Source organism: Methylotenera versatilis 301 (assembly GCF_000093025.1).
Lineage (GTDB): Bacteria > Pseudomonadota > Gammaproteobacteria > Burkholderiales > Methylophilaceae > Methylotenera > Methylotenera versatilis.
The window spans coordinates 375,750-394,215 of sequence record NC_014207.1; the positions used below are offsets into that span (position 1 = coordinate 375,750).

General features: G+C 41.1%; 34 protein-coding genes. 30 read left to right on the plus strand and 4 right to left on the minus strand.

Features of this window, described 5'->3' with window-relative positions:
* The first annotated feature begins 46 nt into the window (after window positions 1-46).
* The 28 genes from rpsJ to rplQ all read left to right on the plus strand — a co-directional run bounded on the left by rpsJ (window position 47) and on the right by rplQ (window position 14,100).
* Window positions 47-355 (plus strand): 30S ribosomal protein S10, encoded by a 309-nt coding sequence (gene rpsJ / locus M301_RS01755; protein ID WP_013147038.1) that lies wholly within the window; start codon window positions 47-49, stop codon window positions 353-355.
* 131 nt (window positions 356-486) lie between these two features.
* The gene (gene rplC / locus M301_RS01760) at window positions 487-1,146 is read left to right on the plus strand and encodes a 50S ribosomal protein L3 (protein ID WP_013147039.1); all 660 of its coding nucleotides are present in this window, start codon (window positions 487-489) and stop codon (window positions 1,144-1,146) included.
* Window positions 1,146-1,772: a 50S ribosomal protein L4 gene (gene rplD / locus M301_RS01765; protein WP_013147040.1), complete on the plus strand. Its 627-nt coding sequence runs from the start codon at window positions 1,146-1,148 to the stop codon at window positions 1,770-1,772. The genes rplC and rplD overlap by 1 nt, the downstream gene beginning before the upstream one ends.
* Complete coding sequence (rplW, locus tag M301_RS01770; RefSeq protein WP_013147041.1) at window positions 1,769-2,083, plus strand: 50S ribosomal protein L23; 315 nt, start codon at window positions 1,769-1,771, stop codon at window positions 2,081-2,083. The genes rplD and rplW overlap by 4 nt, the downstream gene beginning before the upstream one ends.
* A gap of 11 nt (window positions 2,084-2,094) precedes the next feature.
* Window positions 2,095-2,928: a 50S ribosomal protein L2 gene (gene rplB / locus M301_RS01775; RefSeq protein WP_013147042.1), complete on the plus strand. Its 834-nt coding sequence runs from the start codon at window positions 2,095-2,097 to the stop codon at window positions 2,926-2,928.
* A 3-nt stretch (window positions 2,929-2,931) separates the two neighbouring features.
* Complete coding sequence (gene rpsS, locus M301_RS01780; RefSeq protein WP_013147043.1) at window positions 2,932-3,207, plus strand: 30S ribosomal protein S19; 276 nt, start codon at window positions 2,932-2,934, stop codon at window positions 3,205-3,207.
* Between the two features lie 9 nt (window positions 3,208-3,216).
* Window positions 3,217-3,546 carry a 50S ribosomal protein L22 gene (rplV, locus tag M301_RS01785; protein ID WP_013147044.1) on the plus strand — a complete coding sequence of 110 codons (330 nt, stop codon included), beginning with the start codon at window positions 3,217-3,219 and terminating at the stop codon, window positions 3,544-3,546.
* Between the two features lie 9 nt (window positions 3,547-3,555).
* Window positions 3,556-4,281, plus strand: a complete 726-nt coding sequence (gene rpsC / locus M301_RS01790) for a 30S ribosomal protein S3 (RefSeq protein WP_013147045.1) — start codon at window positions 3,556-3,558, stop codon at window positions 4,279-4,281.
* Complete coding sequence (gene rplP / locus M301_RS01795) at window positions 4,265-4,681, plus strand: 50S ribosomal protein L16 (protein WP_013147046.1); 417 nt, start codon at window positions 4,265-4,267, stop codon at window positions 4,679-4,681. Before rpsC ends, rplP begins: the two co-directional genes overlap by 17 nt.
* Window positions 4,682-4,697: 16 nt before the next feature.
* Window positions 4,698-4,892: a 50S ribosomal protein L29 gene (rpmC, locus tag M301_RS01800; RefSeq protein WP_013147047.1), complete on the plus strand. Its 195-nt coding sequence runs from the start codon at window positions 4,698-4,700 to the stop codon at window positions 4,890-4,892.
* A 2-nt stretch (window positions 4,893-4,894) separates the two neighbouring features.
* Window positions 4,895-5,140, plus strand: coding sequence for a 30S ribosomal protein S17 (gene rpsQ / locus M301_RS01805; protein ID WP_013147048.1), 246 nt, complete (start codon window positions 4,895-4,897; stop codon window positions 5,138-5,140).
* Window positions 5,141-5,365: 225 nt separating this feature from the next.
* Window positions 5,366-5,734: a 50S ribosomal protein L14 gene (rplN, locus tag M301_RS01810; RefSeq protein ID WP_013147049.1), complete on the plus strand. Its 369-nt coding sequence runs from the start codon at window positions 5,366-5,368 to the stop codon at window positions 5,732-5,734.
* 8 nt (window positions 5,735-5,742) lie between these two features.
* A complete protein-coding gene (gene rplX, locus M301_RS01815) occupies window positions 5,743-6,060 on the plus strand; it encodes a 50S ribosomal protein L24 (RefSeq protein WP_013147050.1) in 318 nt (105 codons plus the stop codon).
* 8 nt (window positions 6,061-6,068) lie between these two features.
* On the plus strand, window positions 6,069-6,608 hold the full coding sequence (gene rplE / locus M301_RS01820; RefSeq protein ID WP_013147051.1) for a 50S ribosomal protein L5: 540 nt from the start codon (window positions 6,069-6,071) through the stop codon (window positions 6,606-6,608).
* Window positions 6,609-6,611: 3 nt separating this feature from the next.
* Window positions 6,612-6,917, plus strand: coding sequence for a 30S ribosomal protein S14 (gene rpsN / locus M301_RS01825; protein WP_013147052.1), 306 nt, complete (start codon window positions 6,612-6,614; stop codon window positions 6,915-6,917).
* Between the two features lie 14 nt (window positions 6,918-6,931).
* Entirely contained in the window at window positions 6,932-7,327 is a 396-nt protein-coding gene (gene rpsH, locus M301_RS01830) for a 30S ribosomal protein S8 (protein ID WP_013147053.1), read from the plus strand.
* 10 nt (window positions 7,328-7,337) lie between these two features.
* Window positions 7,338-7,871 carry a 50S ribosomal protein L6 gene (gene rplF / locus M301_RS01835; RefSeq protein ID WP_013147054.1) on the plus strand — a complete coding sequence of 178 codons (534 nt, stop codon included), beginning with the start codon at window positions 7,338-7,340 and terminating at the stop codon, window positions 7,869-7,871.
* 10 nt (window positions 7,872-7,881) lie between these two features.
* On the plus strand, window positions 7,882-8,235 hold the full coding sequence (rplR, locus tag M301_RS01840) for a 50S ribosomal protein L18 (protein WP_013147055.1): 354 nt from the start codon (window positions 7,882-7,884) through the stop codon (window positions 8,233-8,235).
* A gap of 27 nt (window positions 8,236-8,262) precedes the next feature.
* Window positions 8,263-8,775 (plus strand): 30S ribosomal protein S5, encoded by a 513-nt coding sequence (rpsE, locus tag M301_RS01845; RefSeq protein ID WP_013147056.1) that lies wholly within the window; start codon window positions 8,263-8,265, stop codon window positions 8,773-8,775.
* 2 nt (window positions 8,776-8,777) lie between these two features.
* Entirely contained in the window at window positions 8,778-8,975 is a 198-nt protein-coding gene (gene rpmD / locus M301_RS01850) for a 50S ribosomal protein L30 (RefSeq protein ID WP_013147057.1), read from the plus strand.
* Window positions 8,975-9,415: a 50S ribosomal protein L15 gene (rplO, locus tag M301_RS01855; RefSeq protein WP_013147058.1), complete on the plus strand. Its 441-nt coding sequence runs from the start codon at window positions 8,975-8,977 to the stop codon at window positions 9,413-9,415. Before rpmD ends, rplO begins: the two co-directional genes overlap by 1 nt.
* A 10-nt stretch (window positions 9,416-9,425) precedes the next feature.
* Window positions 9,426-10,751, plus strand: coding sequence for a preprotein translocase subunit SecY (gene secY / locus M301_RS01860; RefSeq protein ID WP_013147059.1), 1,326 nt, complete (start codon window positions 9,426-9,428; stop codon window positions 10,749-10,751).
* Window positions 10,752-10,801: 50 nt separating this feature from the next.
* Window positions 10,802-10,915, plus strand: a complete 114-nt coding sequence (rpmJ, locus tag M301_RS14350; RefSeq protein WP_013147060.1) for a 50S ribosomal protein L36 — start codon at window positions 10,802-10,804, stop codon at window positions 10,913-10,915.
* A 171-nt stretch (window positions 10,916-11,086) separates the two neighbouring features.
* Window positions 11,087-11,449, plus strand: a complete 363-nt coding sequence (gene rpsM, locus M301_RS01865; RefSeq protein WP_013147061.1) for a 30S ribosomal protein S13 — start codon at window positions 11,087-11,089, stop codon at window positions 11,447-11,449.
* Window positions 11,450-11,517: 68 nt separating this feature from the next.
* Entirely contained in the window at window positions 11,518-11,907 is a 390-nt protein-coding gene (gene rpsK, locus M301_RS01870; RefSeq protein ID WP_013147062.1) for a 30S ribosomal protein S11, read from the plus strand.
* 43 nt (window positions 11,908-11,950) lie between these two features.
* A complete protein-coding gene (gene rpsD / locus M301_RS01875) occupies window positions 11,951-12,580 on the plus strand; it encodes a 30S ribosomal protein S4 (RefSeq protein ID WP_013147063.1) in 630 nt (209 codons plus the stop codon).
* A gap of 108 nt (window positions 12,581-12,688) precedes the next feature.
* Window positions 12,689-13,675, plus strand: coding sequence for a DNA-directed RNA polymerase subunit alpha (locus M301_RS01880; protein WP_013147064.1), 987 nt, complete (start codon window positions 12,689-12,691; stop codon window positions 13,673-13,675).
* Window positions 13,676-13,710: 35 nt separating this feature from the next.
* Window positions 13,711-14,100, plus strand: coding sequence for a 50S ribosomal protein L17 (gene rplQ, locus M301_RS01885; RefSeq protein ID WP_013147065.1), 390 nt, complete (start codon window positions 13,711-13,713; stop codon window positions 14,098-14,100).
* Between the two features lie 82 nt (window positions 14,101-14,182).
* Here rplQ and M301_RS01890 read toward each other — a convergent pair whose 3' ends face one another.
* Window positions 14,183-14,434, minus strand: a complete 252-nt coding sequence (locus tag M301_RS01890; protein WP_013147066.1) for a glutaredoxin family protein — start codon at window positions 14,432-14,434, stop codon at window positions 14,183-14,185.
* A gap of 210 nt (window positions 14,435-14,644) precedes the next feature.
* Here M301_RS01890 and M301_RS01895 point away from each other — a divergent pair, with 210 nt between their 5' ends.
* Together M301_RS01895 and M301_RS01900 are read left to right on the plus strand one after the other, a co-directional pair.
* Window positions 14,645-15,979 carry a CorA family divalent cation transporter gene (locus tag M301_RS01895; protein ID WP_013147067.1) on the plus strand — a complete coding sequence of 445 codons (1,335 nt, stop codon included), beginning with the start codon at window positions 14,645-14,647 and terminating at the stop codon, window positions 15,977-15,979.
* A 66-nt stretch (window positions 15,980-16,045) separates the two neighbouring features.
* Entirely contained in the window at window positions 16,046-17,314 is a 1,269-nt protein-coding gene (locus M301_RS01900; protein WP_013147068.1) for a mechanosensitive ion channel family protein, read from the plus strand.
* A gap of 97 nt (window positions 17,315-17,411) precedes the next feature.
* Here M301_RS01900 and rpmG read toward each other — a convergent pair whose 3' ends face one another.
* The 3 genes from rpmG to dut all read right to left on the minus strand — a co-directional run bounded on the left by rpmG (window position 17,412) and on the right by dut (window position 18,434).
* Window positions 17,412-17,567, minus strand: a complete 156-nt coding sequence (gene rpmG, locus M301_RS01905) for a 50S ribosomal protein L33 (protein ID WP_013147069.1) — start codon at window positions 17,565-17,567, stop codon at window positions 17,412-17,414.
* Between the two features lie 12 nt (window positions 17,568-17,579).
* Window positions 17,580-17,816 carry a 50S ribosomal protein L28 gene (gene rpmB / locus M301_RS01910; RefSeq protein WP_013147070.1) on the minus strand — a complete coding sequence of 79 codons (237 nt, stop codon included), beginning with the start codon at window positions 17,814-17,816 and terminating at the stop codon, window positions 17,580-17,582.
* A gap of 165 nt (window positions 17,817-17,981) precedes the next feature.
* Window positions 17,982-18,434 carry a dUTP diphosphatase gene (gene dut, locus M301_RS01915; protein ID WP_013147071.1) on the minus strand — a complete coding sequence of 151 codons (453 nt, stop codon included), beginning with the start codon at window positions 18,432-18,434 and terminating at the stop codon, window positions 17,982-17,984.
* Between the last annotated feature and the right edge of the window lie 32 nt (window positions 18,435-18,466).

The window sequence follows — 18,466 nt, forward strand, 5'->3', positions numbered from 1 at the left end:
GCCGTTTCGCTCTTTGAAAAGTAGTAAATTAGAAAGGCAGTAAATAATGTCAACACAGAAAATTCGTATTCGTCTTAAAGCATTTGATTATCGTTTGATTGATCAGTCAGCTCAAGAAATCGTAGAAACTGCCAAACGTACTGGCGCTGTGGTAAAGGGTCCAGTGCCATTACCAACACGTATCGAACGTTTTGATATTTTACGTTCACCTCACGTAAATAAAACTTCACGTGATCAATTCGAGATTCGTACTCACCAACGTTTGATGGATATTGTTGATCCTACAGATAAAACAGTGGATGCATTAATGAAATTAGATTTGCCAGCTGGTGTTGATGTAGAAATCAAGCTGTAAGAATTTAAGTAGTAAAAAGTAGTTGTAATAAACTGGTTGTAAAAATATTGAGGGTTCGGTATAATCCGCCCTCTTTCACAGAAGTCGGTCAATTGTAATCGGCTTTTTAACTAAATAATAAGGATACGATCATGAGCTTAGGGCTTATTGGTCGCAAAGTGGGTATGACCCGCGTGTTTACTGAGGACGGCGCAAGCATCCCAGTAACCGTGTTGGAAGTTGTACCTAACCGCGTGACACAGATCAAGACGATCGCAAGCGATGGCTATACTGGCCTTCAAGTTGCTTACGGTACACGTCGTGCTAGCCGCATCAACAGTGCATTGACTGGGCATTATGCCAAGTCAGGTTCTGCTGCAGGCGCTGGTATACATGAATTCCCAGTGACTAGTGATGTTTTAGCTAATTACACTGCAGGTGCAAATATCACTGTTGATATTTTTCAGGCAGGTCAAATAGTTGACGTTACTGGTATTTCTTTAGGTAAAGGCTTTGCTGGTGCTATTAAGCGCCATCACTTTAAGTCAAACCGCGCATCTCACGGTAACTCTAAATCACATAACGTACCTGGTTCTATTGGTATGGCGCAAGATCCAGGTCGAGTATTCCCTGGTAAGCGTATGCCTGGTCACTTGGGTGCTACTAAAGTTACTACACAGAACCTAGAAATCGTTCGTGTTGATGCTGAGCGTAACCTGTTGTTGATTAAAGGTGCAATCCCTGGTTCTAAAGGCGGCGATGTTGTTGTTCGCCCGGCTATTAAAGCTAAGCTTCAGAAGGGGATGAAATAATGGAACTTAAATTACAAGACAAAAATGGTAAAGCTGTTAAAGCTGGCGTAACTGTATCTGATGATACTTTTGGTCGTGAATTTAACGAAGCTTTAGTGCATCAAGTGGTTGTTGCTTACATGGCTAATGCCCGTACAGCAACTCGTGCACAAAAAGGTCGTGGTAATGTTGCGCATACTACGCACAAGCCATACGCACAAAAAGGAACGGGTAACGCACGTGCTGGTATGACGTCTAGCCCAATCTGGCGTGGAGGCGGTCGCGCATTCCCAAGCTCACCACTTGAAAACTTCAGCCATAAAATTAACCGTAAAGCTTACCGTGCTGGTATGCAAACGATTTTATCTGAATTAGTGCGTCAAGAGCGTTTGAATGTGGTTGAGGAGTTTGTTGTAGCTACTCCTAAAACTAAAGCTTTTGCTGAGAAAATTAAAAATCTAGGTTTTGAAGGCGGCGTGTTGGTGCTGACTGATGGCTTTGATGAAAACTTATATTTATCTTCACGTAACCTGATTAACGTCATGGTGGTTGAAGCACAGTTTGCTGACCCAGTCAGTTTAGTGCGTTTCCCTAATGTTGTGGCTACAGTTGCTGCGGTGAAGAAACTTGAGGAGATGTTAGCATGATGACCGCTATGACTAAAACTCAAGATCGCTTGTTGCAAGTAATCTTAGCACCACAAATCACTGAAAAAGCAACTTACATTGCTGATAAACATCAGCAAATTGCTTTCATCGTACGTACTGATGCAACTAAACCAGAAATCAAAGCTGCAGTTGAGCTTGTTTTTAAAGTTGAAGTTGAGAAAGTTTCTACGATCAATGTTGGTGGTAAAACAAAGCGCGCTGGCAAAAGTATGGGCAAGCGTAAAGACTGGAAAAAAGCTTATGTAAGCTTGAAGCCAGGCCAAGAAATTAACTTCGCAGCGGCTGAATAAGGAGAGATGAGATGGCATTAGTTAAAGTCAAGCCAACGTCCCCGGGTCGTCGTGGTGTAGTAAAGGTGGTAACACCTGACCTTTATAAAGGTAAACCACACGCACCGCTGTTGGAGAGTCAAAGTAGAAACGCAGGCCGTAACAATAACGGCCGCATTACAGTTCGTCACCAAGGTGGTGGTCATAAACAGCATTACCGTTTAATCGACTTCCTTCGCAATAAAGCTGGTATTCCAGCGACAGTGGAGCATATTGAGTATGATCCAAACCGTACGGCACACATTGCTTTGCTTTGTTATGCTGATGGTGAGCGTCGTTACATTATTGCTCCACGTGGCGTAAGTGCTGGTATGCAGCTAATTAGTGGTTCTGAAGCGCCTATTAAAGTAGGTAACGCTATGCCACTACGCAACATTCCAGTGGGTAGCACAATTCATTGTATCGAATTGCAACCTGGTAAAGGTGCACAAATTGCCCGTTCAGCAGGTACATCAGTACAACTGCTAGCACGTGAAGGTGCTTATGCTCAATTGCGTTTACGTTCAGGTGAGGTTCGCCGCGTACATGTAGATTGCATGGCAACTTTAGGTGAAGTTGGTAATGAAGAGCATTCACTACGTTCAATCGGTAAAGCTGGTGCGATGCGCTGGCGTGGTGTTCGCCCAACCGTTCGCGGTGTGGTGATGAACCCGGTAGATCACCCGCACGGTGGTGGTGAAGGTCGTACAGCTGCAGGTATGAATCCAGTTAGCCCATGGGGTGTTAAAACTAAAGGTTATCGTACACGTAGCAGTAAACGTACAGATAATATGCGTATTAGTCGTCGTCCGAGAGGCGTAAGGTAATTTATGGCACGTTCACTTAAAAAAGGTCCATTTATTGATGGTCATTTGGCTAAAAAAGTAGAAGTTGCAGCTGCAGCGCGCGATCGTAAACCAATTAAGACTTGGTCACGTCGCTCTACAATTTTCCCAGATTTTATCGGTCTTACTATTGCAATTCATAATGGTAAGCAACACATTCCAGTGTTGATTTCTGAAAACATGGTAGGTCACAAGCTCGGTGAATTTGCGTTAACACGTACATTCAAAGGTCATGCAGCCGACAAAAAAGCTAAGAAGTAGGAGCTGAAGATGCAAGTATCTGCAATATTAAAAGGTGTTCATCTCTCTCCTCAAAAGGCTAGATTGGTGGCAGACCTTGTTCGTGGCAAGAAAGTAGATCACGCACTTAACATTCTTAATTTCACACCTAAAAAAGGTGCTGAGATCATTAAGAAAGTGGTTGAATCTGCAATTGCTAACGCGGAACATAACAATGGCGCTGATATCGACGAATTGAAAGTTACTTCAATTTACGTTGATAAAGGTATTGTGCTTAAACGTATTCGTCCACGTGCAAAAGGTCGCGCTGGTCGTATTACTAAACCAACCTGTCACATTCATGTGACAGTCGGTAACTAAGGGATAATCATGGGTCAGAAAATTCATCCAATTGGTTTCCGTCTGAGTGTCCAAAAAAACTGGTCCTCACGTTGGTATGCCAATAGCAAGAACTTCCCTGCAATGTTGCAAGGCGACATTAAAGTACGTGAGTTCTTAAACAAAAAATTAGCCAGTGCTGCGGTTAGCCGTATTTTGATTGAGCGTCCTGCAAAGAATGCAAAAATCACTATTTACAGTGCGCGTCCTGGTGTTGTAATCGGTAAAAAAGGTGAAGACATTGAGTCTTTGCGTGCAACTTTACAAGGCTTAATGGGCGTACCAGTTCATTTAAACATTGAAGAAGTGCGTAAGCCTGAAATTGATGCAACATTGATTGCACAATCTATTGCTCAACAACTTGAAAAACGTGTGATGTTCCGTCGTGCTATGAAGCGTGCAATGCAAAATGCAATGCGCCTTGGTGCACAAGGTATCAAAATCATGAGTTCAGGTCGTTTAAACGGTATCGAAATTGCTCGTACTGAATGGTATCGTGAAGGCCGTGTGCCATTACATACACTTCGTGCTGACATTGATTACGGTGTTGCTGAAGCTTCAACGACATACGGTATTATCGGTATTAAAGTTTGGGTATTCAAAGGTGAAATTTTCGCTGGTAACGTACAAGCACCTATCGGCGCTACTACAACTCCAGTTGCTGAGCCAGAGAAAAAAGTAAGAAAGCCGAGGGCTAAAGATGCTACAACCGTCTAGACAAAAATACCGTAAGATGCAAAAAGGCCGTAACAAAGGCATTGCAACTACGGGTAATAAAGTAAGTTTTGGTGATTTTGGTTTGAAAGCAGTAGGCCGTGGCCGTTTAACTGCACGTCAAATTGAAGCTGCTCGTCGCGTTATGACTCGTCACATTAAACGTGGTGGTCGTGTATGGATTCGCATATTCCCAGATCAACCAATTTCTAAAAAACCTGCTGAAGTACGTATGGGTAATGGTAAAGGTAGTACAGAGTACTACGTTGCTCAAATCCAACCAGGTAAAATGTTATACGAGATGGACGGAGTGAGCGAAGAGCTTGCACGTGAAGCGTTCCGTTTGGCTGCTGCAAAGTTGCCAATTGAAACGACATTCATGACTCGCCAAATCGGTAGTTAAGGATAAGGAAGCTAAAATGAAAGCAACCGATTTAAGAGCAAAAAGCGTTGAAGAGCTAAATGCAGAGTTGATTGAATTGCGCCGTGCGCAATTCTCACTTCGTATGCAAGTGGCAACTCAGCAATTATCTAAAGTAGATCAGCTAGGTAAAGTACGCAAAGATGTAGCGCGTGTGAAGCTTGTACTGGCTGAGAAAGCGAAACAGGCATAATCATGACTGAAACGACAAAAGTAGTACGTAGCTTAACTGGCCGCGTAACAAGCGACAAAATGGATAAAACAGTTACGGTGTTGGTTGAGCGTAAAGTTAAACATCCATTGATTGGTAAAGTTATTCGCCAATCTAAAAAGTTTCATGCACATGATGAAACTAACAGCTGTAAAGAAGGTGACATTGTAACGATTGTTGAAAGTCGTCCACTTTCTAAAACTAAAAACTGGGTTGTTAAATCAGCCTAATTTAAGTAAGGTTAATTAGCGTAATTATTGGTAATAGTAATTGCGCTAATTGATGATGCAAGTTATAATGTTTGGCTATTTAGGCGAGCGACTTTTTTATAAAAAATAAGTCATAAGCTCTCGCCCCAATACTGACCGGGTCTATCGGCCGTGTTAATTGAAAGATAAGTTTCAATTAAAAATGGCTGGTGTTGGTTTTAACGGATTAAGTTGGAGATTATTCTCATGATTCAAATGCAATCTCGGCTAGAAGTTGCCGATAACACTGGTGCGCGCTCTGTGCAATGCATCAAGGTGTTAGGTGGCTCTAAACGTCGCTACGCTGGAATAGGCGATATCATCAAAGTGAGCATCAAAGATGCTGCACCACGTGGTCGCGTAAAAAAAGGCGAAGTTTACAGCGCGGTAGTTGTGCGTACTGCTAAAGGTGTTCGTCGTCCAGACGGCTCTTTGGTTAAGTTCGATGGCAATGCTGCAGTACTGTTAAATAATAAGCTAGAACCGATTGGTACCCGTATATTCGGGCCAGTAACACGTGAATTACGTACTGAAAAATTCATGAAAATCGTTTCATTAGCGCCAGAAGTGTTGTAGGAGCTCACATGAACAAAATTCGCAAGGGTGATCAAGTCATCCTAAATACCGGTAAAGACAAAGGTAAGCAAGGTACAGTTATTGGTATTCTTGATTCAGGTCATGTTGTTGTTGAAGGTCTTAACTTGGTTAAGAAACACGCAAAAGCAAACCCGATGAAGGGTATCGCTGGCGGCATCATTGCTAAAGAAATGCCATTAGACATTTCTAACGTTGCTTTATTTAACAGTGCGACCCAAAAAGGTGATCGCGTAGGCTTCAAAACATTGGATGATGGTCGCAAAATTCGCGTATTCAAATCTAATGGCGAAGCAGTGGACGCATAGGAAGAATTATGGCGCGCTTAAAAGATTTTTATAAAGACTCAGTTGTTAAATCTATGACTGAGCAATTTGGTTACACTTCAGTAATGCAAGTGCCTCGCATTGATAAAATAACTCTTAATATGGGTGTTGGCGAAGCAGTTGCAGATAAAAAGGTAATGGAACACGCTGTTGGCGATATGGAGAAAATTGCAGGTCAGAAAGCAATTGTAACTAAAGCTAAAAAATCAGTGGCTGCATTTAAAATCCGTGATGACTATCCTGTAGGTTGTAAAGTAACTTTACGCCGTGAACGTATGTATGAGTTCTTGGATCGTTTGGTTACTGTAGCTATTCCACGTATTCGTGACTTCCGCGGTATTTCTGCGAAATCATTTGATGGTCGTGGTAACTACAACATGGGTGTTAAAGAGCAAATCATTTTCCCTGAAATTGAATACGATAAAATCGATGCAATTCGCGGAATGAATATCACTATTACAACTACTGCGAAAACGGATGAAGAGGCAAAAGCTTTGCTTGCTGCGTTTAGTTTTCCTTTCAGAGGTTAAGTCATGGCTAAAACCTGTATGACAGAGCGCGAAATCAAACGTCGCGCAACTGTAAGTAAATTCGCTGTAAAACGTGCTGCACTTGAAGCGGCAATGAATGATGTTACTGCTACTGCAGAAAGTCGCCTTGAAGCGCGCATGAAATTCCAAGCGCTTCCACGTAACTCAAGCCCAGTGCGTCTTCGTAATCGTTGTGCTTTAACTGGTCGCCCACGTGGTGTGTTTAGTAAATTCGGTATTGGGCGTAGTAAATTACGCGATTTAATGATGGCTGGCTTCGTTCCAGGCGTCACTAAAGCCAGCTGGTAATAGGAGGAATAGCTATGAGTATGAGTGATCCGATTGCCGACATGTTGACGCGTATTCGTAATGCGCAAATGGTTAACAAAGCGGTTGTTGCTATGCCTTCATCAAATGTTAAGACTGCTATTGCTAGCGTGCTTAAAGAAGAAGGTTACGTAGAAGATTTTGCAGTGCAAACTGAAGGTGGTAAAGCTACTTTAACTATTAGCTTGAAATATTATGCTGGTCGCCCAGTTATTGAGCGTATACAGCGTATTAGCAAGCCAGGTTTGCGTGTATATAAAGGGTCTCAAGAGATCCCTAAAGTAATGAATGGCCTTGGTGTGACAATTATGTCTACATCTAAGGGTGTAATGACAGATCGTAAAGCACAAGCGGCCGGTATCGGTGGCGAAGTGTTGTGCGTAGTGGCTTAAGGAGAAGCAAATGTCACGTGTTGCTAAAAATCCAGTCGCTATTCCAGCTAAAGTTGAAGTGGTATTAAGTGCTAATTCAATTGATGTTAGCGGTCCATTAGGTAAATTGTCTCATCCGCTAACAAGTGCGGTTGTGCTTAAGCGTGAAGGAGAAACAATTACGTTTCAAGCTTCTAGTGATGCACAACACTCACGTGCAATGTCAGGTACATTGCGTGCTTTAGTGGCAAATATGGTTAAAGGTGTTTCAGAGGGCTTTACACGTAAACTAACGCTAGTTGGTGTTGGTTACAAAGCTGCTGCACAAGGCGCTGTATTAAACTTAGAATTAGGTTATTCACACCCAATCAACCACAAAATGCCAGCTGGCGTGACTGTGGCAACTGCTACACCAACAGAAATTCTGTTAACAGGTGTTGATAAGCAGGTGATTGGCCAGGTTGCTGCACAGATTCGTGCTTACCGCGCTCCAGAGCCTTATAAAGGCAAGGGTGTTCGTTATGCTGATGAAGTTGTTGCAATTAAAGAAACCAAAAAGAAATAAGGCTTAAAAAATGAACAACGTAAATAATCGCTTGCGTCGTGCACGTAAAACCCGTGCCAAAATTGCAGAGCTAAAAGTTACACGTCTAAGTGTGCATCGTACTAATTTGCATACTTATGCTCAAATTATTGACGCTACTGGCGGTAAAGTAATTGTGAGTGCTTCAACGGTAGAAGCTGACGTTCGTAAAAACATTAAAAATGGCGGTAATGTTGAAGCAGCAGCTGCTATTGGTAAACTTATTGCTGAAAAAGCGGTTAAAGCTGGTGTTACTACCGTTGCTTTTGATCGTTCAGGCTATAAATATCACGGTCGTATTAAAGCGTTGGCTGATGCCGCTCGCGAAAACGGCTTATCCTTCTAATTGGTCTGATTGCTAAAGAGGTTAATGATGGCGAGAGAAATGGAACAGCAACAGCAGCAGACTGATGGTTTGCGCGAAAAAATGATTGCAGTTAATCGTGTAAGTAAAACGGTTAAAGGTGGTCGTATCATGAGTTTTGCAGCTCTTACAGTAGTTGGCGATGGCGATGGTGCTGTTGGTATGGGTAAAGGTAAAGCACGTGAAGTGCCGGTAGCTGTACAAAAAGCTATGGACGAAGCGCGTCGTGGTATGTTGAAAATTAATTTAACGAATGGTACTTTGCATCACGCCGTTACAGGTGTGCATGGCGCTGCTAAAGTGTTTATTCAACCAGCTTCAGAAGGTACTGGCATTATCGCTGGTGGCGCAATGCGCGCAATTTTTGAAGTAATGGGTGTGACTAACGTGGTCGCTAAGTGTATTGGTTCAACGAATCCTTACAACTTGGTTCGTGCTACATTAAATGGCCTAGAGTCAATGAATACACCAGCAGAAATCGCAGCTAAACGCGGTAAATCAGTTGAAGAAATTAGAGGCTAATCATGGCTAAAACACAAAAAGTTACGACACCTATCAAGGTGACGTTGGTTAAAAGTACAATTGGTCGTATTCAGGCGCATAAAGCTACCGTTACTGGTTTAGGTTTACGTCGTATGCACCATACTGTTGAGTTACAAGACACTCCAGCAATCCGCGGTATGATCAATACTGTGGGCTATCTCTTAAAGGTAGAAGGATAATGCAATTAAATACAATTAAGCCTGCTGAAGGCGCAAAGAAAGAACGTCGTCGCGTTGGTCGTGGTATCGGTTCTGGTTTTGGTAAAACAGCTGGTCGTGGTCATAAAGGTCAAAAATCACGTACTGGTGGATTCCACAAAGTCGGTTTTGAAGGCGGTCAAATGCCAATTCAACGTCGTTTACCAAAGCGTGGCTTCAAATCAATGACAAAAGCTAAAACTGCACACGTGCGTACTAGCGAATTAGCGTTGGTTCCAAATGAAGTGATTGATTTGTTGGCTTTGAAAGCAGCAAACATCGTTTCTGGCACGGTTAGAAGTGCAAAGTTGTTTTTATCTGGTGATGTAACTGCAAAATATAATATCCAAGGCTTATTGTTAACTAAAGGCGCTCGCGCCGCAGTTGAAGCAGCTGGTGGTAAAATTTTAGAAGCAGCATAAGAGTATCGCTTTGGCACAAGATAGTTTATTAAAGACAGCGTCAAAAATGGGCGAACTTAAGAGTCGCCTGCTTTTTGTATTAGGTGCATTAATCGTATATCGTTTAGGTGCTCATGTGCCTGTTCCTGGTATTGATCCTGTGGTTTTAGCTAAGCTTTTTGAATCACAAAGTGGCGGCATTTTAGGCATGTTTAACATGTTCTCAGGTGGTGCGCTTTCAAGATTCACAGTGTTCGCATTAGGTATTATGCCGTACATTTCTGCATCTATTATTATGCAGTTATTATCGGCAGTTTCGCCAAAATTAGAGCAATTGAAAAAAGAAGGTGAAGCTGGTCGTAGAACGATAACTAAATGGACTCGCTATGGAACAGTAGTTCTTGCCGCGTTTCAGGCTTTAGGTATTGCGATTGCACTTGAAGGTCAGCCTGGATTAGTGTTAGACCCTGGATTGGCGTTCAGACTGACTGCAGTGATTACTCTGGTTAGCGGCACGATGTTTATCATGTGGTTAGGTGAGCAAATAACTGAACGTGGAATTGGTAATGGTATTTCAATTATCATTTTCGCAGGTATTGTTGCTGGTTTACCAAAAGCTATTGGCTCTTCTGTAGAGATGGCTAATTCAGGCGGGTTTGGCGCAGCAGGACCTTTAATTCTATTCTTCTTGTTAGTTACTATAGTTTTGGTGACAGCATTGGTAGTGTTTGTAGAACGTGGTCAACGTAAGATTACTGTAAATTACGCTAAGCGTCAGGTTGGTAACAAAGTATATGGTGGACAAACTACGCATCTACCTTTGAAGTTAAATATGGCAGGTGTGATTCCTCCAATTTTTGCTTCTAGTATTATTTTGTTTCCAGCAACGTTGGCAAACTGGTTTAGTGGTAAAGAAAGTATGTATTGGTTGAAAGATATCTCGAATGCCTTGTCACCAGGGCAGCCAATTTATATTTTGTTCTTTACAGTAGCTATTGTGTTCTTTTGTTTCTTTTACACTGCATTGCAGTTTAATCCAAAAGACACAGCTGATAACCTAAAGAAAAGTGGTGCGTTTGTTCCTGGAATTCGTCCTGGTGACCAAACTGCAAAATACATCGATAGGATAATGGGTCGTTTAACGTTGATAGGTGCTATTTACATTACTTTAGTTTGTTTGTTACCAGAGTTTTTAAGATTGAAATTTAATACACCGTTTTATTTTGGTGGTACCTCGTTGTTAATTATTGTTGTTGTTACGATGGATTTTATGACGCAAGTTCAGTCACATCTGATGTCGAATCAATATGAAGGTCTGCTTAAAAAAGCCAACTTTAAAGGCAATACACAAAAGTAGTTAATAGTAATAATTTAGAACCTGTAGTTTAAGAAGTGATGGAGTTATAAATGAGAGTTCGTGCATCTGTAAAAGCATTATGCCGTAATTGTAAAGTTGTTCGTCGTCGTGGCGTTGTACGTATCATTTGTACAGACCCACGTCACAAACAACGTCAAGGTTAATAGAGTTTTATTAATCCAATTGGTGGTTGTTTAATATACCCGCTAATTAAGTTGGTCAATATTTTAATTGATCAGAAGATAAGCTAATTGATATAAATTGGTTTTACTGTTAAAATCGTCGGCTTTTTTAAAGCAATAGATTTTTAGGTAAACCTAAATTTGGAGTAAAGTATGGCGCGTATTGCAGGGGTAAACATCCCAAATAACAAACATGCTGACGTTGCATTAACTGCAATTTTTGGTATTGGACGTGTTACAGCACAAAAAATCTGTGCTGCAGCTGGCGTTTTAGCAACAACGAAAATGAAAGACTTAAATGACGCAGATGTAGATAAATTGCGTGACGAAGTTGCTAAAGAAAAAGTTGAAGGTGATTTACGTCGTGAAGTGTCTATGAACATCAAACGATTGATGGACTTAGGCTGCTATCGCGGCATTCGTCATCGCCGTGGTTTACCAGTTCGTGGGCAGCGCACAAAAACAAATGCGCGTACACGTAAAGGTCCAGTTAAAGCGATTAAACAAGCTAAGTAAGCTGTTAATTAGCTCAAAATTTTAGGTTTACAAATTTTAGTAAGATTTATTGGTAAGGATAGTGCAACATGGCAAAAGCTAATGTACGCGTAAGAAAAAAAGTTAAAAAGAATATTGCAGAGGGTATTGCCCACGTGCATGCATCTTTTAACAATACCATCATCACCATTACAGACCGTCAAGGTAATGCGCTGTCATGGGCAACTTCTGGTGGCCAAGGTTTTAAAGGCTCACGTAAGAGTACGCCTTTTGCTGCGCAGGTAGCTGCGGAGGTTGCTGGTAAATCAGCGCAAGAAAATGGTGTTAAGAATTTAGAAGTGCGTATTAAAGGCCCAGGCCCAGGTCGTGAATCTGCAGTGCGCGCACTTAATGCAGCTGGTTTTAAAATTACCAGCATTACTGATGTGACGCCAGTACCACACAACGGCTGCCGTCCACCTAAAAAACGCCGCATTTAAGTTGAGCTTAAGCTCACTTTAGTAGAGATAACAGGAGAATCCCTTGGCTAGAAATTTAGACCCTAAGTGCCGTCAATGTCGTCGTGAAGGCGAAAAGCTTTTTTTAAAAGCTGAAAAGTGCTTTACAGACAAATGTGCAATCGAAAAACGTAACTTCCCACCTGGTCAGCACGGTCAACGTCGCAACCAACGTCTATCAGACTATGGTGTTCAATTGCGTGAGAAACAAAAAGTACGTCGTATTTATGGCGTTCTTGAAGCTCAATTCCGTAGCTACTACGCTGAAGCTGATCGCCAAAAAGGTATTACAGGTGAAAACTTGTTACAACTTTTAGAGTGCCGTTTAGATAACGTTACCTACCGTATGGGTCTTGGTGGTTCACGCACTGAAGCGCGCCAAATTGTTCGTCACAACAGTATTTTAGTAAATGGTCGTCGTGTAAATATTCCTTCATACCAAGTTAAAGCTGGTGATGTAGTGAGTGTGGCTGAATCATCTAAAACACAGTTGCGCATCAAAGGTGCTTTAGAAGCAGCTGAGCAACGTGGCTTTCCAGCATGGATTGAAGTTGATGTTAAAGCGCTTAAAGGTACATTTAAGGCTAAACCACAACGTGATGAGTTACCACCAACAATCAATGAGTCATTGGTAGTTGAGCTTTACTCAAAATAATTAAGATTTAAATTGTTGTTTTAGGTGAGCCGTTTACGGCTCACCTAAATATTTACTCTACGAACTATATATTTGTAGAGATCAATACAAAAATTAAAAGGTATAACTATGCAAAACAGTCCTACCGAATACTTAAAACCACGTGTAGTAGATGTAGAGGTGTTATCTCCATTGCGTGCACGTGTAACGCTAGAGCCGATGGAACGTGGTTTTGGCTACACTTTAGGTAATGCTTTACGTCGTGTTTTATTGTCTTCAATCCCTGGCTTCGCTATTACAGAAGTTAAAATTGATGGCGTTGTACATGAGTATTCAACTTTAGATGGCGTTCAAGAAGATGTAGTAGATATCTTACTAAATCTTAAAGGCGTAGCATTAAAATTAAATACTAAATCAGAAACAATTTTAGTATTAAATAAATCTGTTGAAGGCGTTGTTACTGCAGGTGATTTTGAAACAGGTCATGATGCTGAAATCGTTAATCCTGATCATGTGATTGCTCACCTTACAAAAGGTGGTAAGCTGAATCTAGAGGTTAAAGTAGCAATGGGTCGTGGTTATCAACCAGTACCAGCGCGTCAAAAAGCAAATGAAGAAGATCGCGTGCTTGGTTTCATCATGGTTGATGCTTCATTCAGCCCGATCAATAAAGTGAGCTATCAAGTTGAAAGCGCACGTGTTGAGCAACGCACTGACTTAGATAAGTTAGTAATGGATGTTGAAACTAACGGCGTAATTGAACCAGAACAAGCTATTCGTGATGCTGCGCGTATCTTAATGGGTCAGTTGTCTGTATTTGCTGATTTAGAAGGCGCACCAAGTGAAGTTGAAGTGAAATCTGCGCCGCAGGTTGATCCAATTTTATTGCGTCCAGTAGATGATTTAGAATTAACTGTTCGCTCAGCAAACTGCTTAAAAGCTGAAAATATATTCTATATCGGTGATTTGATTCAACGTACTGAGAATGAGCTGTTAAAAGCGCCTAACTTAGGTCGTAAATCATTAAATGAAATTAAAGATGTACTCGCAACTCGCGGCCTAACATTAGGCATGAAACTAGAAAACTGGCCACCAGTTGGGCTTGAAAAAGCTTAATTGCCAGCATAAATAAAGAAACTTAAGGAATTACTATGCGTCACGGTAATAGCAATCGTAAATTAAATCGTACTAGCAGCCATCGTGCGGCTATGTTCCGCAATATGACAGCATCATTGCTACGTCATGAAGTGATTAAAACTACTTTGCCAAAAGCAAAAGAGTTGCGTAAATTTGCAGAACCTTTAATCACATTGGGTAAAACGCCTACTTTAGCCAATCGTCGTTTAGCGTTCAGTCGCTTACGTGATCGTGATATCGTTGGTAAACTATTCGGTGAATTGGGTCCACGTTACCTTGCACGTAATGGCGGTTACTTACGTGTGCTTAAATGTGGTTTCCGTAACGGCGACAATGCACCAATGGCTTTAGTTGAGCTAGTTGATCGTCCTGATACAGGCGCAGATGTAGTAGTTGCAGAGTAATTTTTGTAATTATTGATTTGTTAGTAAAAAAGCCAGCTTAAAGCTGGCTTTTTGCATATATGGAAACAGCTTTCATTTAGTGCTAAATTTTAGTTTCTCTTAGCAGTAGACTAATGTCATCTTCATTAAATGGCCAGCAAATTTCAACATCAGTATCTACTCGTTTCAATACTGGTATTTTTATTTCATAGAGTTCATACAAGTTGGCATTATCGGCTATCTCAACTGACTGAAAATTAAGGCCATGCTCGAGAGCCAGTTTTAACAGTAAAGCTTCAGCTTGCTCGCATAAATGACAGTGCGAAGTTGAATAAAGAATAAGATTTATAATCATTAATGCAACTCCATTTAACTATAAGAAAGTCGAATGGTAAATATTAGCATCGATTAGATTTCTACTGATTTTGTAATGAATAATTAAGCATCAATATCTAAAGTATTTGTGCAGCTTATTGTTAGTGCACTATTTGCGGCTAATTGAATTACTGCGTGTTAGAATTGGGATTAAATTGTTAGTAATCGATATGAATTAAAGGCAACTCAAATGAGTGAACTCGAAAGCATTCAAGAATCACGTGCTAAAGTTAAAGGCATGATAGAGAGACATAAGCTTGTTGAAGACCTAGTGCATCGTCAAGATATGCAGCGTCATGACTTGGTTGAGGGTATGGTTCACCAAAATAACCTATCAGAGCTGCGCCGACTTTTGGATAAACTAGAAACCCAAGCGATAGCAAGCATACTGGAATCATTGTCAACTGAGGATTGTAAGGTCATTTGGCCGCTTGTAAGTGAAGAGCGGAAAGAGGAGATTTTATTAGTGGTGTCGGATTCCGTTCGGGTTGAGTTGGTCTCTGAACCTAAGCCTACCAATCAGAGTATGGTGATACGTGTATTTGATTTACACGAAGGTAAGCTTAGACAGATTCCAATTTACAACAGGGAGGACTTGGTGCAGGCCAAACCAATCTGGGTTGACCTTGTGACACCTGAAGATGAGCAGCTTGCTTGGGCGAAAGAAATCTTTGGCGTTAATCTACCTAATCCAAAAGAGTTAACTGATTTAGAAACTAGCGCGCGTTTTTACGAAGAAGAAAACGGTGAAGTACATTTGCACTCGGCTTTTTTGCTTGAGCGTGAAAATGAGTCGCGAAATGTTGCCGTTGCATTCATCCTCAATAAAGGTACGCTCTTTTCAGTGCGTAGCGAGGAGCTTCCAGTATTTCGTTTGCAACGGTTGAGAGCGCGTGCTCAGGCAGGTTACGTTTCTGAAGCTAAAGATGTGTTACTAGATCTTTACGCTGCGGATGTTGAGTATTCAGCTAATGCCTTAGAGGATGAATACGTGCGTCTGGAAGAGGTCGGTAGGCAAGTTTTTAGGTCGCATATGACCAATGAGCAGGCAGCAAAAATTCTTACTGATATTTCTGTAGAGGAAGATCTAAACGGTCGCATACGACGCAATGTTCTTGATACACGAAATGCTTTGTCATTTTTAATGCGACGTAAGTTTCTATCAATAGCACAACATGAAGATGTGCGTGAAATTTTGCGAGATATTGAATCACTAGATGGACATACGACCTTCTTGTTTAATAAGATTAACTTTCAAATGGATGCTACCGTAGGTTTCTTGAATGTTAATCAGAATAAAGATCTTAAGCGCTTAACCGTGATTAGTGTAGTGATTATGCCGATTAATGTCTTAGCGGGCATTGGTGGGATGTCTGAATTCTCTATGATGACGCATGCTATTCCGTGGCCTATAGCATATAGCATATTTATTATTGTGATGATTGGGATAGGCATATTGACCTACATAGGATTGCGTCATTTAGAAAGTCGTAGAATAAAAAGCCATCGAATGGACAGCCATTAGCTTGATATCCTCTACTTAGAACACTTCCATTGTCACTAAATTTATATCAGATTCGAAACTCTTGAAATGAACCCAGAAATACATTTATTGTGGAAAGAAATGTTGGCGGATTTATCAACTACAGCGGCGCTGTGGGAGCTTACGATAATTGCCGTTGCATGCAGTATTGCTCTAGCTGTAAACGGTGCCTTGCGCGCTTACGTTATGCGTAATGCACCTGAGAAATGGAAGTTGGGCATCGGTGGTGCGAATCGCGTGTTGTTTCCATTATCTACGCTTATATTTGTTCAAATTGGCAAGATAATATTGTCGCATTGGCAGCATACTAGTTTGCTGCAATTAACGAGTACATTGTTATTTGCGATGGCTGTGATTAGGTTAGCTGTTTATGCAATACGCTACATAGTTGCGCCTGGCGGCTTGCTCAAAACCTTAGAAAATACGATATCGACTTCAATTTGGGTCGTACTTGCGCTACATCTAAGCGGGTTGCTGCCAGAAATGTTTCAGGTACTTGAAGACATTAAGTTTAAGATAGGCAAGCATCCCGTTGATTTGCTATTAGTTATGCAGGCAGTGTTGACTATTCTCGTAACTATTTTTATCGCGCTGTGGATTAGTCGGTTTATAGAAAATAAAGTCATGCGAGCTGAGCATGTAAGTGTCAACCTTCGCGTGGTCATGACAAAGTTATTGCGCATGCTTTTATTAACGATAGCGCTCTTAATTGCACTCTCAGCCGTGGGGCTAGATATTACCTTTCTCTCGGTTTTTGGTGGTGCATTAGGCGTGGGCTTGGGTTTAGGTTTACAGCGCATTGCCAGTAACTATGTGAGTGGCTTTATTATTCTGTTGGATAAATCCATGGAAATTGGTGATGTGATTACGGTCGATAAGCACTATGGTGTAATTAACGACTTGCGCTCTCGCTATATGATTCTAGCGAAACAGGATGGTACACATGTGATTATCCCCAATGAAGCACTGATAACAACTGCCGTTATTAATCACTCATTGATTGAGCATAAAGGTCGCGTACAAATTAACCTGAGTATTAGCTACAAGAGTAATTTGGAGCGTGCTATGGCGTTGATGCATGATGAGGCAATGCAGCAGGAGAGAGTGTTAATGAAACCTTCGCCAGATGTAATAGTGAAAGGATTTACCGAGAATGGTATTGATTTAAGCTTAACCGTGTGGGTAATGAATCCAGAGTCAGGTGGAAGCGCGTTGCAGTCTTCACTGTACTTGTCTATCTGGCGAACTTTTGAAGCCAATGGTATTGTTTTAGCTAAGTCGGATGCAGCTGCAAAGTTGGCCGAAATGTTGGCTTAGATGTAAATCAGTAAAATACATTAAGCCATAGATAATAAAAAACCCGCTATTAGTGGGTTTTTTATTAAACTAAACTAAATATATCTAAATACAGATATTATTTAAGTTTAGTTTCTTTGTACATAACGTGTTGACGCACTACTGGATCAAACTTCTTGATTTCCATTTTGCCTGGCATAGTACGTTTGTTTTTAGTAGTGGTATAAAAATGACCTGTACCAGCACTAGACTCTAATTTGATTTTTTCGCGCATGATATTCTATCCTTAGATTTTCTGGCCAGCTGCACGCATATCAGCAAGCACGGCATCAATACCGTTTTTGTCGATTGTACGTAACGCATTATTCGTAATGCGCATGCTTACCCAGCGATTTTCGCTCTCAACCCAAAATTTGCGGTTTTGCAAATTAGGTAAAAAACGACGTTTTGTTCTGTTGTTAGCGTGAGAAACATTGTTACCCACCATTGGCTTTTTGCCAGTTACCATACATACACGTGCCATGGTTAATCTCCAAACTTCTGCTTTTTTTGAAAGACCGCAATTATAGTATGAAAGCCAACTTATTCTCAAGAGAAATATCAGAAAAAATCAATAATATTCAAGATTTAACGGATATTTAAGCCTTAGCTATGATTAATGTTGAAATTCAGTCCTCAATGCGGCTAATTAATGTTTACCTGTGCTGCCAAATCCACCTTCGCCACGCTCACTTGCATCAAAATCATCTACCAGATGAAAGTCTGCTTGCAGAACAGGCACGATCACTAATTGAGCAATACGCTCCATAGGATTCAACTCAAAAGCTGTATTACCCCTATTCCAGCATGACACCATGAGTTGGCCTTGATAATCGGAATCAATCAAACCCACCAAGTTGCCTAAAACAATACCGTGTTTATGACCAAGCCCTGAGCGAGGCAAAATTAGCGCAGCATGATAAATATTGTCTAAATGAATCGCCATGCCAGTAGGGATGAGCGTAGTGTCGCCAGGTTGCAAGGTAATAGGAGCATCAATACATGCACGTAAATCTAAGCCAGCTGAGCCTTCTGTGGCGTAGGTAGGCATTTGTTCATGTAAGCGGTCATCTAGAATTTTTAAATCGACGATAATTTTCATGTGTTTCTCAATAAATACTGTAAATTTTCAAT

What these genes read in the sequence shown, in the direction of transcription:
- rplF (WP_013147054.1), top strand. Translation starts at nt 7,338, where the DNA reads ATGTCACGTGTTGCTAAAAATCCAGTCGCTATTCCAGCTAAAGTTGAA.
- rplV (WP_013147044.1), top strand. Translation starts at nt 3,217, where the DNA reads ATGCAAGTATCTGCAATATTAAAAGGTGTTCATCTCTCTCCTCAAAAG.
- rplO (WP_013147058.1), top strand. Translation starts at nt 8,975, where the DNA reads ATGCAATTAAATACAATTAAGCCTGCTGAAGGCGCAAAGAAAGAACGT.
- rpsJ (WP_013147038.1), top strand. Translation starts at nt 47, where the DNA reads ATGTCAACACAGAAAATTCGTATTCGTCTTAAAGCATTTGATTATCGT.
- rpsC (WP_013147045.1), top strand. Translation starts at nt 3,556, where the DNA reads ATGGGTCAGAAAATTCATCCAATTGGTTTCCGTCTGAGTGTCCAAAAA.
- rpmJ (WP_013147060.1), top strand. Translation starts at nt 10,802, where the DNA reads ATGAGAGTTCGTGCATCTGTAAAAGCATTATGCCGTAATTGTAAAGTT.
- rpsK (WP_013147062.1), top strand. Translation starts at nt 11,518, where the DNA reads ATGGCAAAAGCTAATGTACGCGTAAGAAAAAAAGTTAAAAAGAATATT.
- rpmB (WP_013147070.1), bottom strand. Translation starts at nt 17,816, where the DNA reads ATGGCACGTGTATGTATGGTAACTGGCAAAAAGCCAATGGTGGGTAAC.
- rplW (WP_013147041.1), top strand. Translation starts at nt 1,769, where the DNA reads ATGATGACCGCTATGACTAAAACTCAAGATCGCTTGTTGCAAGTAATC.
- rplD (WP_013147040.1), top strand. Translation starts at nt 1,146, where the DNA reads ATGGAACTTAAATTACAAGACAAAAATGGTAAAGCTGTTAAAGCTGGC.
- rpsS (WP_013147043.1), top strand. Translation starts at nt 2,932, where the DNA reads ATGGCACGTTCACTTAAAAAAGGTCCATTTATTGATGGTCATTTGGCT.
- rpmD (WP_013147057.1), top strand. Translation starts at nt 8,778, where the DNA reads ATGGCTAAAACACAAAAAGTTACGACACCTATCAAGGTGACGTTGGTT.
- M301_RS01880 (WP_013147064.1), top strand. Translation starts at nt 12,689, where the DNA reads ATGCAAAACAGTCCTACCGAATACTTAAAACCACGTGTAGTAGATGTA.
- rpsN (WP_013147052.1), top strand. Translation starts at nt 6,612, where the DNA reads ATGGCTAAAACCTGTATGACAGAGCGCGAAATCAAACGTCGCGCAACT.
- M301_RS01890 (WP_013147066.1), bottom strand. Translation starts at nt 14,434, where the DNA reads ATGATTATAAATCTTATTCTTTATTCAACTTCGCACTGTCATTTATGC.
- rpsH (WP_013147053.1), top strand. Translation starts at nt 6,932, where the DNA reads ATGAGTATGAGTGATCCGATTGCCGACATGTTGACGCGTATTCGTAAT.
- M301_RS01895 (WP_013147067.1), top strand. Translation starts at nt 14,645, where the DNA reads ATGAGTGAACTCGAAAGCATTCAAGAATCACGTGCTAAAGTTAAAGGC.
- rplE (WP_013147051.1), top strand. Translation starts at nt 6,069, where the DNA reads ATGGCGCGCTTAAAAGATTTTTATAAAGACTCAGTTGTTAAATCTATG.
- rplP (WP_013147046.1), top strand. Translation starts at nt 4,265, where the DNA reads ATGCTACAACCGTCTAGACAAAAATACCGTAAGATGCAAAAAGGCCGT.
- rplB (WP_013147042.1), top strand. Translation starts at nt 2,095, where the DNA reads ATGGCATTAGTTAAAGTCAAGCCAACGTCCCCGGGTCGTCGTGGTGTA.
- rpmG (WP_013147069.1), bottom strand. Translation starts at nt 17,567, where the DNA reads ATGCGCGAAAAAATCAAATTAGAGTCTAGTGCTGGTACAGGTCATTTT.
- rplX (WP_013147050.1), top strand. Translation starts at nt 5,743, where the DNA reads ATGAACAAAATTCGCAAGGGTGATCAAGTCATCCTAAATACCGGTAAA.
- rpsQ (WP_013147048.1), top strand. Translation starts at nt 4,895, where the DNA reads ATGACTGAAACGACAAAAGTAGTACGTAGCTTAACTGGCCGCGTAACA.
- rpsM (WP_013147061.1), top strand. Translation starts at nt 11,087, where the DNA reads ATGGCGCGTATTGCAGGGGTAAACATCCCAAATAACAAACATGCTGAC.
- rplR (WP_013147055.1), top strand. Translation starts at nt 7,882, where the DNA reads ATGAACAACGTAAATAATCGCTTGCGTCGTGCACGTAAAACCCGTGCC.
- rplC (WP_013147039.1), top strand. Translation starts at nt 487, where the DNA reads ATGAGCTTAGGGCTTATTGGTCGCAAAGTGGGTATGACCCGCGTGTTT.
- rplQ (WP_013147065.1), top strand. Translation starts at nt 13,711, where the DNA reads ATGCGTCACGGTAATAGCAATCGTAAATTAAATCGTACTAGCAGCCAT.
- rpsE (WP_013147056.1), top strand. Translation starts at nt 8,263, where the DNA reads ATGGCGAGAGAAATGGAACAGCAACAGCAGCAGACTGATGGTTTGCGC.
- dut (WP_013147071.1), bottom strand. Translation starts at nt 18,434, where the DNA reads ATGAAAATTATCGTCGATTTAAAAATTCTAGATGACCGCTTACATGAA.
- rpmC (WP_013147047.1), top strand. Translation starts at nt 4,698, where the DNA reads ATGAAAGCAACCGATTTAAGAGCAAAAAGCGTTGAAGAGCTAAATGCA.
- M301_RS01900 (WP_013147068.1), top strand. Translation starts at nt 16,046, where the DNA reads ATGAACCCAGAAATACATTTATTGTGGAAAGAAATGTTGGCGGATTTA.
- rplN (WP_013147049.1), top strand. Translation starts at nt 5,366, where the DNA reads ATGATTCAAATGCAATCTCGGCTAGAAGTTGCCGATAACACTGGTGCG.